Raw genomic sequence first — 14,503 nt, forward strand, 5'->3', positions numbered from 1 at the left:
ATGCAGCGGCATCAGTACGACGTGGTCATCGTCGGCGCGGGTGGAGCGGGTATGCGCGCCGCCTTGGAGTCCAGCAAGCGCACGCGGACCGCGGTACTCACCAAGCTCTACCCGACCAGGTCGCACACCGGCGCGGCCCAGGGCGGCATGTGCGCCGCGCTGGCCAACGTCGAGGAGGACAACTGGGAGTGGCACACCTTCGACACGGTCAAGGGTGGTGACTTCCTGGTCGACCAGGACGCGGCCGAGGTGATGTGCCGCGAGGCGGTCGACGCCGTGCTGGACCTGGAGAAGATGGGCCTGCCGTTCAACCGGACGGCCGAGGGCAAGATCGACCAGCGCTTCTTCGGTGGGCACACCCGCAACCACGGCGAGGCCGTCGTACGCCGGTCCTGCTTCGCCGCGGACCGGACCGGCCACATGATCCTGCAGACGCTGTACCAGCAGTGCATCAAGCAGAACGTGGAGTTCTTCAACGAGTTCTACGTACTCGATCTGCTGATGGTCGGCGGTCGCGCCACCGGTGTCGTCGCCTACGAACTGGCCACCGGCGAATTGCACATCTTCTCGGCCAAGTCGATCGTGTTCGCCTCCGGCGGCTTCGGGAAGGTCTTCCGGACCACCTCGAACGCGCACACGCTGACCGGCGACGGGATGGGCATCGTCTGGCGCAAGGGCCTGCCGCTGGAGGACATGGAGTTCTTCCAGTTCCACCCGACCGGGCTGGCCGGCCTCGGCGTACTGCTGTCGGAGGCCGCCCGCGGTGAGGGCGGAATCCTGCGCAACAAGGACAACGAGCGGTTCATGGAGCGGTACGCGCCGACCGTCAAGGACCTCGCGCCGCGAGACATGGTCGCCCGGGCGATGGCGAACGAGGTCCGCGAGGGCCGTGGCTGTGGTCCCGACGGCGCGTACGTGATGCTCGACCTGACCCACCTGGAGCCCGCGCACATCGACGCGAAGCTGCCGGACATCACCGAGTTCGCGCGAACGTATCTGGGCGTGGAGCCTTACACGGAACAGATTCCGGTGTTCCCGACCGCCCACTACGCGATGGGCGGCATCCCGACCAACATCCAGGGCGAGGCACTGGCCAACAACGAGGACGTCATCCCCGGCCTGTACGCCGCGGGCGAGGTCGCGTGCGTCTCCGTGCACGGAGCGAACCGGCTCGGCACGAACTCGCTGCTCGACATCAACGTGTTCGGGCGGCGCGCGGGGATCGCGGCCGCGGAGTACGCGGCCGGGGTCGACTTCGAAGAGCTGCCGGCCGAGCCCGAAGCGTTCGTGGTCGAGCTGATCGAGGGCATGCGCAACGCCACCGGTGACGAGCGGGTGGCGGCGATCCGGACCGACCTGCAGGCGACGATGGACATCAACGCGCAGGTCTACCGGACCGAGGGCTCGCTGAAGCAGGCGCTCACCGATATCGAGGGCCTGAAGCAACGATTCGCCCGGGTTTCGGTGCAGGACAAGGGCAAGCGGTTCAACACCGACCTGCTGGAGGCCGTCGAGCTGGGCTTCCTGCTCGACCTGGCCGAAGTACTGGTGGTCTCCGCCCTTGCCCGCAAGGAGTCCCGTGGTGGGCACTTCCGCGAGGACTACGACAAGCGGGACGACGTGAACTTCATGCGGCACACGATGGCCTACCGGTCGGTCGATGCCGAGGGCAACATCAATATCCGGCTGGACTACAAGCCGGTTGTCCAGACTCGCTACAAGCCGATGGAGCGGAAGTACTGATGGATGTCAAGGTCAAGATCCTTCGGTACAACCCCGAGGTCGCTCCGGACGCCGAGTGGAAGACGTACTCCGTCACCCTGCTGCCCGGCGACCGGGTGCTGGACGCTCTGCACAAGATCAAGTGGGAGCAGGACGGCACGCTGACGTTCCGGCGGTCCTGCGCGCACGGTGTCTGCGGCTCGGACGCGATGCGGATCAACGGCCGCAACCGGCTGGCCTGCAAGACGCTGATCAAGGACCTGAACCCGGAGAAGGAGATCACCGTCGAGCCCATCAAGGGCCTGCCGGTGCTCAAGGACCTGGTCGTCGACATGGAGCCGTTCTTCGACGCGTACCGCTCGATCATGCCGTTCCTGGTCACCAGCGGCCACGAGCCGACCCGCGAGCGGATCCAGTCGCAGGCCGACCGGGAGCGCTTCGACGACACCACCAAGTGCATCCTCTGCGCCGCCTGCACGACGTCCTGCCCGGTGTTCTGGTCCGACGGCCAGTACTTCGGCCCGCAGGCCATCGTCGGCGCGCACCGGTTCATCTTCGACAGCCGCGACGAGGGCACCGAACAGCGCCTGGAGATCCTGAACGACAAAGAAGGCGTCTGGCGCTGCCGCACCACCTTCAACTGCACCGAGGCCTGCCCCCGAGGCATCGAGGTCACCAAGGCCATCCAGGAAGTTAAACGAGCCCTGATCTTCCGCCGGGTCTGAGCTCAGGTCTACGGCTTCGCTCAGGGGTGCATCTTCGCGCCCTTGAGCACCTTGTCGACGGCGTTCTTCGGGCCGTAGAGGGCTAGTCCTACCAGGTCGAGCTCGGCCTGTGGGACGGCCCGTACGGCGGCCCGGTTGTCCCGGTCGTTGCCGGTGGCAAAGAGATCCTGGGTGAACACGGAGTGCGGGATCTCCCGGCTCAGCGCTCGCCCGTGAGCGGTCGCCATGAACTCCTTGGACCCCTCGAAGACGAGCACAGGTTGCCGGAACATCGGCAGGTACGCCGTACCGTCCGCGTCCTCGTTGGGCTCCCCGATCGTCTCCGGTTTCCTCGCCGCGATCCCACTCACCAGAAACGCCGTCACATTCAACCGCTGCCAGGACGCCAGATCGTCCCTCAGCAACACCACAATCTTCGTATCGAACCGAATCGGCTCTGTCTCGTTCTCCACACCCCCGACTCTCCCGCGACCCCGCGGCGTGGGTCTTGTACGTTCCTGACGTCTTCAGAGGGTTCGCGTGGCGCATACTGACGGCCATGGACTGGACGAAGGAGGCCCGCGGCCGACTGCTGGCCACGGCGTACGTGGTGGGTTTCGTGACTTGGCTGATCGGCGTCCTCTGGATCTTGTACAACCAGTTCACGGACGGTTCGACCGCGCGAATGACGGTCGGCTTCGTCTTGTTCGCGATCGGCCAAGCACTGATCGTGGCCGTCGCTTTCGTCTTCCGGCGACAGTTCCCGGTGAAATCCCCCTTCAAGCTGGCCTGGAATCACCTGGCCCTCGGCCTGGAACTCCCGGCGGCGGTACGCCTGCTGCTCGCCCGCTAGGTCTGCCTCAGCAGTAGGGCGGGTTGGTGGTGACGGCCGTGGCTACGCGGAGGAAGAGGTTGAAGAGGCGGTAGAGGTCAGGCATCGAGCCAGTCACCTCGACGGTCCGGTCGTCTCGCTTACCGACACCGGGAATCGCCGGCAGGTGGGACGCAACCGATGCGGACTGCCAGCGCACCGCGAGCTGGTGCGATTCGCCGACGCTGCTGCCCCGGTGTGGCTCGGCAGAGATGCCGGCTGATCGCAGTCTGGCGAGAGCTTGCTGGGTGGCGGACTCGATCGCGGCGCGGGCCTCGGCGACCGGGACCAACTGGGCAGCGAAGCGGTCCTTGGCGTATTTGACCGGGACTGTGGCGACCGACGGGTCCCAAGCGGTCAGCTCGGCACAGGCAGCGTCGTCGCCAGTCAGGAGTACCACCGGTACGCCGTACGCGGCCGCCGTCGCGTGGAGCAACGCGATCTCGCCGACCGGGCGGTCGTCGAGCCAGATGTCCTCGATCTCGTGCCCCATGAAGCTGTGGCTCAGGACGCCGAGCATGCCGGCCCGCGCGTGGAATCCGATGCAGAGCGCAGCGTCGTACTCCGCGGTCAGGCCCTCCATCATTCCCATCGGCTTCGGCCGGCCTTTGATCAGTACGGCGCGTTGGTCGAGCAGGTCGGGCAGCAGGTTCCGCATCGGGCCGTGGGCGTCGTTGACGAGCACCTCTGACGCCCCGGCCGCGAAGGCACCGCGGACGGCCGCGTTCACGTCCTCGGTCATCATCACCCGGCCGCGTTCGTAGTCCCGCCCGGGTGGCTGGACGTCCTCCGCGTCGACCAGCCCGGTGATGCCTTCCATGTCCGCGCTGATGTAGACCTTCACCGGAGCAGCGTATGTTCTGAAGGGTGAGCGGAAGTGCACAGGTACATGCCTGGCGGCCGGAACTGGACGGCGTCGTCGAAGTACTGCACGCCTACTTCCCCTCGCACGCGTACCCGAGCCACACGCACGACGCCTGGACCGTACTGATCGTCGACGAAGGCGTCGTACGGTACGACCTGGACCACCGCGAGCACGGCCTGGCCCAGGCCCAGGTTTCGCTGCTACCGCCGAACGTGCCCCACGACGGCCGCTCAGTACGCCCCGAAGGCTTCCGCAAGCGGGTGCTCTACCTGGAGCCCTCACGACTCGGCACCGACCTCATCGGCGCGGCCGTCGACCGACCGGAGTACGTGGATCCCGTACTACGTCAGCGCATCCACCAACTGCACGAAGTACTGACCAACGGCCAGGAAGCGCTCGAATCCGAAAGCCGCCTGGCCCTGATCGAGGAGCGCCTCCAGCAACACCTCCGCCGCCAGGTGACCGCCCCGCCGGACCGCCGCGACCCAGGAGTCGCCAGCCGCCTACGAGAACTCCTGGACGGCCACCTCCCCACCGGCATCACCCTCGACGAGGCAGCGCTCTTGGTGCACGCGCACCCGACCCACCTGGTTCGCGCTTTCACCCGCGAGTACGGCATGCCCCCACACCGCTACCTCACCGGCCGACGCGTCGACCTGGCCCGCCGCTACCTGCTGGAAGGCCGGCCGCCCTCCGAAGTCGCAACCCTGGCAGGCTTCTACGACCAGTCCCACCTGACCCGCCACTTCCGCAAGATGCTCGGCGTCTCACCAGGCCAGTTCGTCAGACCTTGACGCGCGTACTACGGGTCGCCTTGTACGCCCGGTAACCCCACGTCCCCAGCACAGCAGCGATCACCAGATTCACGATGATCAACACGGTGTGCGCCACGTAGTACCCGGTAGGCCGCCCTTCGGTGCCCGCCAGATTCTTGATGAACGTCACGTACGTGACCACATTCCAAACCGCGATCCCGATCAACACCAGGGCATGCTTCCGCTCAAGTTTCACCCCGCCAGGCTACGCAGTACCACGCAACGGGGCGGCCGCACCTCACTCGGCCGCCCCGACGAGGGCCGAACCCTCCACGTGCCCACGAGACTCCTGCCTCCGCCCCACCCCAGCAACCCTTCCCCACCTACTCGCGGGTCACCACAAGGGTTTCCCCGCATTCCCCCCACGCCGCCGCCTCAAAGCCACAGGTTCAGGTAACCCATCGAGCCACTCCTCGGCCGGCTGATCCGAGGGGCTCAGTACTGGACGAGGGGTGGTGGCCGGAGGAATGTGGGCTGGAGACCAAAGGAGGTTGTCATGAGGAGGTTCGTGACTGGGGGAATCGTTGTCGCAGGATTGCTGGGGGTGATGCCTGGGACGGCGTCGGCCGGGGTCGCCGGAGGGCATTGCCCGCCACCGGTGAGCGGGTACATCCGCTGGGATGTGACGACAGAGCCCTATCAGGCCGACAACAACGTCGATGAGCAGGGCAACAACAACGGCGTCGCCTGCGCCCTGCCGACGAAGAAGACGTTCGAACTGGACGGCGTCGTCTACACCATCTACAACTTCATCGACGACGCAGGCGCAGTCCCCCACTGACCAAACAGGAGCCCACGGAAGGTCTGGCTGCTCGCGTCTCCGCAGCACACGGGGAGACCTTCCGGCTTTGCCGGGCTGAGTTCGGTCACGTACTTCGGACCTGCTGGCCCGCGGCGCCGCCGGGCGAACGCCGGTGTCGCGATCACCGATGCGGGAATGAGCCGCGAGCGCCTGTCAGATGCTGACCAGCCGGGCGCCTGCATCGGATTCGATGACTGTGCCGGTGAGGTTCGGGTTGGTTGCGGCCAGGACGACCGCTTCGGCGATGTGGGATGCCTTCGCAACCTGCCGGGCAGGCAGGTTGCTGGCGGCGTGGTCGAAGTAGGCGACCCGATCCGCTTCGGGCATGCCTTCCCACCAAGGGGTATCGACAAGGCCCGGTGACACCGCGTTGACTCGCCGTGGCGCAAGCTCCACCGCCAGGGGTTTCACGAGGGCTTCGACCGCTGCGTTGAGGGCGCCGATCCCCGCAGTACCGGCCATCCCTGCTCGGGCCGTGATGGCGCCGACGAGGGTGATCGATGCCTGGGGCGCCAAGAAGGGCAGGACGGCCTGCAGGGTCGTCACGTGTGCCCAGAACTTAGCCTCGAAGGCTCGCCGCAGCATCGTCAGGTCCAGGTCGGCGAATGCGCCTACCCCTTCCGAGCCACTGACTGTCACCACGAGAACGTCGACGCGACCGAGCGTCGAAGCCAGTGCGGTGATCGCAGCTTTGTCGCCGGCATCTGCTTGGTGAGTCATCAGCCCTGGCACCTCGCCGGCCGCCTTGGACAGTCTCTCGGCGCCCCTGCCCACAATGTGCACCGTGTAGTTCCGGACGGCCAACTGCCGCGCCGTCTCCAACCCGATTCCGGAGGACCCGCCGACGACCAGCGCCGTCCTGCCATCAACTGCATGCATCACGATCTTCAATTCAATACGAGACGGTTCGTAATGTTTACCGTATGCTGCTGCCCATGGAAAGGCAAAGGGCTTCTCGAGGCCGGACCCGTAGCGAGGTCAGTCGGCAGGCGGTCCTGGCGGCCGCGATTCAGATCATCGGAATCGATGGGTACGCCGCGTTGTCGATCGAGCGGATCGCCCGCGAATCCGGGGTCGGCAAGCAGACGGTCTACCGCTGGTGGCCGACCAAGGCCGATGTCGTCATGGAGGCGCTGCTGCACAAGGTCGAGGTGCACATCCCGATCCCCGACACGGGTGCCCTGGAGTCGGACCTGCGACAGTTTCTGACGACATCCCTTCAGTTGGGGCGGATGCCGCAAGTGGCGGAACTGCTCCGTGCGCTGGCCGCCGAGGCCCAGCTGAATCCGGCCTTCGCCGAGCGGTTTCGCGCCACCTTCGTCGACCATCGGCGTGCGGCTCTCACGACGATCCTGACCCGCGACGACGGCCGCAGGCCCGCACCCGTTCGGACCAGCACCTTGGTGGACGTCGTCTTCGGCGTCATCTGGTACCGATTGCTGATCCTGCCCACCGAGTTCGACGACGACCTCGTCACCGAGCTGATCACCCTCCTCACTCAAGCAGGCGCCCGATGACCAAACCGCTCGTGGATCGAACGATCCTGATCACCGGCGCCACGGACGGTCTCGGTCGCGGCCTGGCGCACGATCTCGCCCGGCGCGGCGCGCAGCTGATCCTGCACGGCCGCCGACCGGATGCCCTGGCCCAACTCGCCGACGAGCTCCGAAGTTCTGGTGCCACCGTCCACCCCGTGCTGGCGGACTTCGCCGAGCTCGACGACGTACGGGCAGCGGCCGACGACCTCATCGGAAGGCAGCTCGGCATCGAAGTTCTCATCAACAACGCCGGCATCGGCGCCGGTGCGCCCGCGCCCGTCACGCGGGCCACGACCACGGCAGGGCATGAGCTGCGATTCGCGGTGAACTACCTCGCTCCGGCGCTGCTGACTGCCCGGCTGCTCCCTGTACTTCGTACCCGGCCAGGCGCACGCATCATCAACGTGGCGTCGGCCGGCCAACAGGCGCTGGACTTCACCGATCTGATGCTGACCCGCCAGTACTCCGGGATGCGCGCCTATTGCCAGAGCAAGTTGGCGCTGATCATGTTCGGCTTCGATCTCGCCGACCGCTTCCCGGCCGACCAGCTCACCGTCAACAGCCTGCACCCGGGGAGCTACATGCCCACCAAGATGGTGCTGAACTTCGTGGGACACAGCATCGACACCCTCGAAACCGGCATCAACGCCACCAGCAGACTCGCCCATGATCCAGCGCTCGCCACGGTCACCGGCGCCTACTTCGACATCAAGCGCCTGGCCAAAGCCGATCCACAGGCCTACGACCCCACCGCCCGCACCCACCTCCGTCACCTCACCGAACAACTCCTCGGCGAACCCATCTGCGCATAACTCCCAGCTCGACCTGAGCGGCGTCCCTGCAGAATTCTCCAACACAACTCGGTCCCTTACGCCGAAAGTGACAGTGAGAAAGATCCGAGTCTCGAAGAGAGCCCTAACCTACGCGAATCGACTTCGTCCGACCTCGTACGAATGAGGGAAAGTCAGGAGTTGGCCAGCGCAGAATTGCAGTTGACTATTTGGCGCGGTCCGCCGCACTGTCGAGCGTTTGAGTCAATGTCACGGATTGTGCTCGACCCCTGGACGCCGTCGGGATAACCGCCGTACCGTCTGACCGGTTGGGGGGAACACCATGAGGAATTGTCATTCCTGTGGCGCGGCCAACCGGGCAAGCGCCACCTATTGCGGCACGTGCGGAGTAGTACTGCCGACCGCAGAACTAAATCTGGCAACGATGCCACCATCGGATGCCACCCGTTATCTGTGTGCGGCGGTCCAGCTGGACAGCAGACTGGCAAAGCAGGTCGTTCGCGATGTTCTGGACGAGAAATACAAGGCTCCGCCGTCGTCGCCTGACGTCGACCTGGTGCCGGTAGTTTTGCACGCCATCGAGGCTCAGAAACGGCAATTCGTCCGCGATCTCCTGCTGACGCTCCTGCTTTTCGTCGGGGCATGGGCCCTTTACACGGCGCGGCCACTCGTCTTCGTAGTGGCAACCGCGCTCTGCTGGGTGGCCGTCTTCGGCGAGACGCTGGTAGCGACGTACGGCGTGGTCGCGCACGAGTTGCATCCGGCGCGGTTCAAGCCTGACGCGATGTCGCGGCCATACGATGCCGAGCAACGCGCGCGACTCGTCAAGATCGCCGAGGCTCGACAAGGAAACGTCAGCGTCTACAGCGCTTATAGGCCCTTCGTCGGCAGTGGGAAGCTCGTCGACGCCTGGTCCGTCGTTCTCGACACCGACCAGGCAGCAGAGGAGGATCAAGAGGTCGAGAGCTTCACGGCGCTGGAGGTCCACGACTTCGTCCGTGACCAGTTGCGCGACCTGCGGACCGGCACAGTCACGATGACCGACCGCGTCTTCGTCGACGGTCGAGACATCCGCGACGACATCCGGTTCCTGCCGGAGCAGGTTGGGGCGCCGGTGACGGCCGTCGATACCGCGCTGCTGCGCAGCCTGACTATCGAGTCCGAGGACAGGGCGCGTCCGTACCTGTGCATCGAGGTCAGCGGTTGGCAGGGGCAACTGGTTCATTCGACCTTCTTGCGCTTCGTCGTGACGCCTCATGAACTGTTCATCGAGGTCAGCCACTTTGTGCTCACCCCGGTACGAGACGAGTTCCAGGAGGTCGACAGGCTGCTGCCGGAACCGACCGCCGGTCAGGCACTACGGATCGGCGGGCGAGCGCTGCGGCGGACGCCAGGCCACTTGTTCCGGGCACCCATCGCGACGGTCGTCCGCCTGTTCGGCTCGGCGACTCAGGAGCACCAACGGACCAGGCAGAAGCGCGAGATCCTCAACGCGCTCCGGTTCGACCACGGCGCTCCGGCCAGCCCGCGCGAGACCGTCAGCGATCGGTGGTACCAGCGGTACTTCCAGCAGCTCGACCACGACTGGTACACGAAGGTGATCGACAAGCGGCTGTTCCAGTCGCTCACCGAGTTCCTCGAGTCCAAGGGGATCGACATCGGCGAGCTGACCCAACGCCAGACGGTGATCCAGAACTCCGGCGTATGGGTCGCGGGCGGCGGCTCCGTCACCGCGGGCAGCATCGCCGCTGGTACCGGGGCCCGTGCGACTTCCATGATCTCCAAGGTCGCCAACGCGGCCAGGCAAGGCGTCAACGAAGTAGTGGGAAGGAACTGATGAAGAACTACGGGATCAGCGTCACGGGCGGGAAGGTCGAGGCCGGGGCGATGGCGGCCGGCGACAACGCGACCGCAACGAACATCTCGGCGGCGTCGGACTCACTCACCGACGCCCGCGCCGAGATGGCGGACCTCCTCGAGCTGCTGCGCGCCGTCCCGGAGCTGCCTGAGCAGACCGTTGCGATGGCCGAGCTGGCTGATCGTGAACTAGGAAAGGAAGAACCTGACAAGAGCTCGGTACTACGTCTGCTGGAACTGATCGCTTCCGGAGCCACGTCGATCGCCTCGATCGGCGGCGCGGTAACCGCAGTCCAGCACGCGGTCAGCGCGATCCTGTAACTGTCCGGGGGGACTGATGTCTGTCTACTGCACCGCCTGCGGCACCCGCCGCACGGAGTCGGCCAAATACTGCACCCACTGCGAAGCCGGCTTCGAAGAAGCCCACCCCACCCGTGCTACCGAAGCCCCGACCAGCTACGGACAGGGCTGGTACGTCAGCGCCACCGTGGTGCTCGCCGTCGTCGTAACACTCGCAATCATCGGCCTGAACGCCCTGATCGTGCACTCCGTGAACGGCAAGCTTGAAGACTCCGCCGCCCACTCTCGCATCTTCGGGTCCAAGCTCGACTCCAATGGCTACATCGTTCCCGCCGAGAGCAACCCCACTTCCGAGGAAGGCCCGACGTGGACGCCCTCGCCAACGGAGGAGGAGACGACCGAGCCGACCTTTGAGCCCACCTTGGACCCCACGCCGACTCAAGAGCCGACGCTGGGCAACGACCTGGTGTCCATCACCCCTGAAGCCGCACGAGACCCCGCCGCGTCCGCCGTCGTCGAACTGCTCACCACCTACTACAGAGCCATCAACGAACACGACTATCCGACGTACGAGGCCCAGCAAACCCGCGCAGCACAAGCCCTACTGACCCGCAGCGATTTCGCCACGGGCTTCCGCTCCACTGTCAACTCCGAAGTGGTCGTCCAAGCCCTCACGCCGACAGCCGACGGCCGCCTCCTGGCCAGCGTCACATTCACCAGCAGTCAAGACGCAGCAGACGGACCCAAGGGTCAAACCTGCACCCACTGGGCAGTAGGCAAGTTCCTCAAGGGTCGATCCCCGACCTTGCTGATAGACAAGGCTCCTAAGGGCTACAAGGCCACATTCGACCCCTGCTGACCCCAGTAGATCGCCGACCGTGCCGTGAACATGCAAGGCCCGCCCCGGTCATGTGGTCATTTCGGGCGCCGGGCAACTGGCACCCGGAACACGACTCCGCCACATCGCGCTGACGAGCGAGGCGCCCGTGCCATCCAGCCTCAAACGGTCCCCCTGGCCTGAAGCCCCCACCTCCCGTGAATGTTCGATGGTGCGCGAGTCGTCGACCATCAGCCGGTAAGCCGACCTCAGCCACCGCGGGGTTTCAGCGCGCGACGGAGGAGCGCGCGTTTGGGGTGGGTGGGAGCCAGACGCCGTAGGACGCGACGTAGGAGCGACCGTAGGCGGCGGCGTGGGGTAGACGGCCTCAGCGTGGGGCGAGGTCCGGGCCGTTGCGGTCTACGGTGCGGAGGAGTTGGGTGCGGTTGGCTACGCCGAAGCGGCGGTACAGCCGCGTGAGTTGGGATTCGACCGCTTTGACGCTCAGGTAGAGAGCGGCGGCGATCTCGCGGTTGGTGGAGCCGTCTCGGACCATGGCGACGATTTGTTGTTCGTTGTCGGTGAGTTCCGATGGTTGGCGGCTGCGGCTGGGGACGTCGAGGCGGGCGAGTTCGGTTTCGGCGACCTCGCGCCATGCGGGCGCGCCGTACGCCTCGAATTGCTCGATCGCGTCCAGGAAGGCGGTGCGGGCCACCGAGCGGCGGCGGGCCTGGCGGGCGACGCGGCCTCGGGTGAGTTCGCAGCGGGCGATGTCGAGGGGGTAGACGCGGTCGCCGGCTGTGGCGACGGTCTTCTCCAGCAGGTCGAGGGCTGCGGCTGGGTCGCCCTGCTTGGCGATCAGCAAGGCTTCGGAGCGGGCCAGGCCGATCAGGATCACGCCGCGATCGAGGGTCTCCGCGCGCCGGCGGATCTCGGAGATCAGCCGGGCCGCATCGTCGAGGCGTCCGGCAGCGACCAGCGCCTCGGCGTAGTCGGCGTGCCACGGGATCACCGCCGGGTCGTACGGCATCGCTCCTTCGCCGCAGTCGGCGATCGCGTCGAAGGCCTCGACCGCTCGTTGCGGGTCACCAGCCAGTACGGCGACCTGCCCCATCCCCGCGAGCGCCGGGCCGATCCATTCGTCGTTGCCGACCACCCGGACGCCTTCGAGCGATGCCTCGGCCAGCTCGCGCGCCATCGTCGCTGTGCCGCCGGCCCATTCGGCGCGGCCGGCGATGACCAGGCCGACCTCCGGCTCGTCGCCGATGTCCTGCATCAACTGGTAGCACTCGTGGCCCGCGGCCAGCGCCTGCGCGCCGTGCCCGCTGCGTTCGTAGATCGCGGTGGCGGAGATCAGCGCCGAGGCGAGCCAGCGGACAGCACCACCCGCTCGTACCTCGTCCACCAGCGCGGTGATCGCTGTGATCGCCTCTTGGTTGTGACCGCGGAACAGCTCCCGCATGGCCGCCATCTGCCGAGCGCCCAGCACTGTCTTCGTCAACGGCAGGCCGACCGACAGCTCGGCCGCCTGCTCCAGCAGCTCGTCCGAGGTCTGCTCACCTCCGGCAGCGATCTGCACGGAGCTCAAGGCGCTCAGAGCGTCCACGACCGCCTCGGTGTCACCACAAGCGCGAGCAAGCTGCTCAGCTACTTGGGCGTCCTCCCGCGCCTCGTCGAAGCGCCGGTCGAAGTACGCACTCGTACTACGAGCAATCCGCACCCGCGCCTCAAGTCGATCGTTACCGGCCGCAGCCTCGAACGCCTGAGCGAGCAACTCGATCCGCTGCTCCCGCACCGGCCAAGCGGCGTCCACCAGGAGCAACAGCGCGGTCACCTTGGTCTCCGGCCTGCTGGCAGCCTGTACTGCGAGTCGCGCCATCTCCGCCGATTCCACCAGGTGCCCGGCAGCGGCGGCATCGTCTGCAGCCCGCGTGAGTCGCCGGGCCCTCTCGTCCTGGAGGGTCGGCGGCGTACGTTCGGCAGCCAGTCGCCACAGCGTCGCAGCCGCTCCAAGGGCACCACGAGCGCCGGCGACCGCTGCCGCCGCTTCTATGGTGCTCGCGAGGTCCGCGTTGGCCTCCTGCGTCGCCAGAGCCCGGTGGGTCGCGTTCTCCACCGGCTCGTCGACCACAGCGGCCAGTCGCGCGTGGGCCTGGCGTCGCGCGGCGGACGTCGCCTCGGCGTATACGAACTCGCGCAGCAGTGGGTGAGCAAAGCGCAGGCGCTGCTCCGAGACGTCGATCAGCCCGAGGTCCTCCGCTTCGGCGAGCTCGACGTCGACAGAGCGGCACAGTGACTGGCTCAGCTGAGTCGTGGTCGGTCGCGGCGAGGACGCGGCGTGCAGCAGTACTTCGTGGGTCGCGGGGCTGAGGTCGGCGAGCCGGTCACCGAGGAGGGTCTTGAGGCGGCTCGACACCGGCAGCGGGTCGTTCGGCGAGACGCCCTGCGGGTGGCGCAGTACGGCGCGGCCAAGCTCCAGAGCCATGAACGGGTTGCCGGCGCTGGCGGTGAAGATCCGGCGAGCCGTACGGACCGGCAGCGGGCTGGACAGACGCTGGCGAAGGAGGGACAGTACGTCGGCCTCGACCAGCGGCGGGACCTCCAGCTGCAGCACGGGCTCCGGGCACGCCTCGGCCATCGTCGGCAGATCGCCGTCGGCCACCTGCTCCGTAGCGAGCATGTGCACGCCTTCGGTCAGCCGGCGCGCGCAGAAGGTCAGCACCTCGAGGCTGGACGGGTCGACCCACTGGATGTCGTCCACGACGAGCAGGACCGGCCCTGAGGCCGCCAGGCGCCGCAGTACGTGCAGGACGGCCAGCCGGACGGCCAGCTCGTCCCGGACCGTGTCCGGAGCACTGGCCTTGAGCAGTGCCACCTCCAGCGGCTGCCGCAGGTGATCGGGCAGCACCTGCCAGGCGAGCTCGAGCTGGTTGGACAGGAGATCGAGGAGGGTGACATACGGCAGGGCGGCTTCGCTCTGCGACGGGGCGGCGCTGAGGATGCGGCAGCCGGCTCTGGTGCGCTCGGCGACCAGTGCGCGGCCTACTGCGGACTTCCCGATCCCGGTAGGTCCGTAGAGCAGCACGGAGCCACTGGTCTCGAGCTGCTTCTTCGCACGCTCGACCAGTCCGGCGCGCCCGACCAGCTCGTCGTCAGTCATCGATCAACATTCTCCCCGAAGGATTACATTCGCCGACATCACAGTCGAGTGCCAGTGGACACGGCGAGTGTCACATATAGAGACGCACCAGCCATCCTCCCGTTACCTATCTGTTCCTGCGTGCTGAAGCTCACAGGTGCGCGGCGTACCGGCGTGTCGCCCGGCATCGCGCCGAAAACCGCAGCCGCACCGCTGGGAGACCCGCTCACACGACCGCCCGGGCCGGCACCGAGAACGGCAGCGGCCCGGGCGGGTTGCGAA

General features: G+C 66.8%; 15 protein-coding genes. 10 read left to right on the forward strand and 5 right to left on the reverse strand.

The window, feature by feature from the left end; all coding sequences use genetic code 11:
- Positions 1–1,743, forward strand: coding sequence for a succinate dehydrogenase flavoprotein subunit (gene sdhA / locus EV138_RS10825; RefSeq protein WP_133978268.1), 1,743 nt, complete (start codon positions 1–3; stop codon positions 1,741–1,743).
- Entirely contained in the window at positions 1,743–2,447 is a 705-nt protein-coding gene (locus tag EV138_RS10830) for a succinate dehydrogenase iron-sulfur subunit (protein ID WP_133978270.1), read from the forward strand. The genes sdhA and EV138_RS10830 overlap by 1 nt, the downstream gene beginning before the upstream one ends.
- 20 nt (positions 2,448–2,467) lie before the next feature.
- Here the strand turns inward: EV138_RS10830 and EV138_RS10835 are convergent, their stop codons facing one another.
- Entirely contained in the window at positions 2,468–2,899 is a 432-nt protein-coding gene (locus EV138_RS10835; RefSeq protein ID WP_133978272.1) for a DUF2000 domain-containing protein, read from the reverse strand.
- A gap of 86 nt (positions 2,900–2,985) precedes the next feature.
- Here EV138_RS10835 and EV138_RS10840 point away from each other — a divergent pair, with 86 nt between their 5' ends.
- A complete protein-coding gene (locus EV138_RS10840; RefSeq protein WP_133978274.1) occupies positions 2,986–3,279 on the forward strand; it encodes a hypothetical protein in 294 nt (97 codons plus the stop codon).
- 7 nt (positions 3,280–3,286) lie between these two features.
- Here the strand turns inward: EV138_RS10840 and EV138_RS10845 are convergent, their stop codons facing one another.
- A complete protein-coding gene (locus tag EV138_RS10845) occupies positions 3,287–4,141 on the reverse strand; it encodes a M55 family metallopeptidase (RefSeq protein ID WP_133978276.1) in 855 nt (284 codons plus the stop codon).
- Positions 4,142–4,164: 23 nt separating this feature from the next.
- Between EV138_RS10845 and EV138_RS10850 the strand changes: the two genes are divergently transcribed.
- Complete coding sequence (locus tag EV138_RS10850) at positions 4,165–4,956, forward strand: helix-turn-helix transcriptional regulator (protein ID WP_133978278.1); 792 nt, start codon at positions 4,165–4,167, stop codon at positions 4,954–4,956.
- Here EV138_RS10850 and EV138_RS10855 read toward each other — a convergent pair.
- Positions 4,946–5,173 (reverse strand): SCO4848 family membrane protein, encoded by a 228-nt coding sequence (locus EV138_RS10855; protein ID WP_133978280.1) that lies wholly within the window; start codon positions 5,171–5,173, stop codon positions 4,946–4,948. The two genes, EV138_RS10850 and EV138_RS10855, sit on opposite strands and share 11 nt — an antisense overlap.
- Before the next feature lie 300 nt (positions 5,174–5,473).
- Between EV138_RS10855 and EV138_RS10860 the strand changes: the two genes are divergently transcribed.
- Positions 5,474–5,758, forward strand: a complete 285-nt coding sequence (locus tag EV138_RS10860) for a hypothetical protein (RefSeq protein ID WP_133978282.1) — start codon at positions 5,474–5,476, stop codon at positions 5,756–5,758.
- Positions 5,759–5,932: 174 nt separating this feature from the next.
- Here EV138_RS10860 and EV138_RS10865 read toward each other — a convergent pair whose 3' ends face one another.
- Positions 5,933–6,658, reverse strand: coding sequence for an SDR family oxidoreductase (locus tag EV138_RS10865; protein ID WP_133978284.1), 726 nt, complete (start codon positions 6,656–6,658; stop codon positions 5,933–5,935).
- Positions 6,659–6,714: 56 nt separating this feature from the next.
- Between EV138_RS10865 and EV138_RS10870 the strand changes: the two genes are divergently transcribed.
- From EV138_RS10870 to EV138_RS10890, 5 genes are all read left to right on the forward strand, one after another.
- Positions 6,715–7,296 (forward strand): TetR/AcrR family transcriptional regulator, encoded by a 582-nt coding sequence (locus EV138_RS10870; protein ID WP_133978286.1) that lies wholly within the window; start codon positions 6,715–6,717, stop codon positions 7,294–7,296.
- Positions 7,293–8,129, forward strand: coding sequence for an SDR family NAD(P)-dependent oxidoreductase (locus tag EV138_RS10875; protein WP_133978288.1), 837 nt, complete (start codon positions 7,293–7,295; stop codon positions 8,127–8,129). The genes EV138_RS10870 and EV138_RS10875 overlap by 4 nt, the downstream gene beginning before the upstream one ends.
- 403 nt (positions 8,130–8,532) lie before the next feature.
- Positions 8,533–9,945, forward strand: coding sequence for an AbeC-like domain-containing protein (locus tag EV138_RS10880; RefSeq protein ID WP_133978290.1), 1,413 nt, complete (start codon positions 8,533–8,535; stop codon positions 9,943–9,945).
- On the forward strand, positions 9,945–10,286 hold the full coding sequence (locus EV138_RS10885) for a hypothetical protein (RefSeq protein ID WP_133978292.1): 342 nt from the start codon (positions 9,945–9,947) through the stop codon (positions 10,284–10,286). The genes EV138_RS10880 and EV138_RS10885 overlap by 1 nt, the downstream gene beginning before the upstream one ends.
- A 16-nt stretch (positions 10,287–10,302) precedes the next feature.
- Positions 10,303–11,124 carry a hypothetical protein gene (locus EV138_RS10890; RefSeq protein ID WP_133978294.1) on the forward strand — a complete coding sequence of 274 codons (822 nt, stop codon included), beginning with the start codon at positions 10,303–10,305 and terminating at the stop codon, positions 11,122–11,124.
- 346 nt (positions 11,125–11,470) lie between these two features.
- Here the strand turns inward: EV138_RS10890 and EV138_RS10895 are convergent, their stop codons facing one another.
- The gene (locus EV138_RS10895; protein WP_133978296.1) at positions 11,471–14,242 is read right to left on the reverse strand and encodes a helix-turn-helix transcriptional regulator; all 2,772 of its coding nucleotides are present in this window, start codon (positions 14,240–14,242) and stop codon (positions 11,471–11,473) included.
- Positions 14,243–14,503 lie beyond the last annotated feature (261 nt).

The sequence above is a fragment of the Kribbella voronezhensis genome (assembly GCF_004365175.1).
GTDB classification, from domain to species: domain Bacteria; phylum Actinomycetota; class Actinomycetes; order Propionibacteriales; family Kribbellaceae; genus Kribbella; species Kribbella voronezhensis.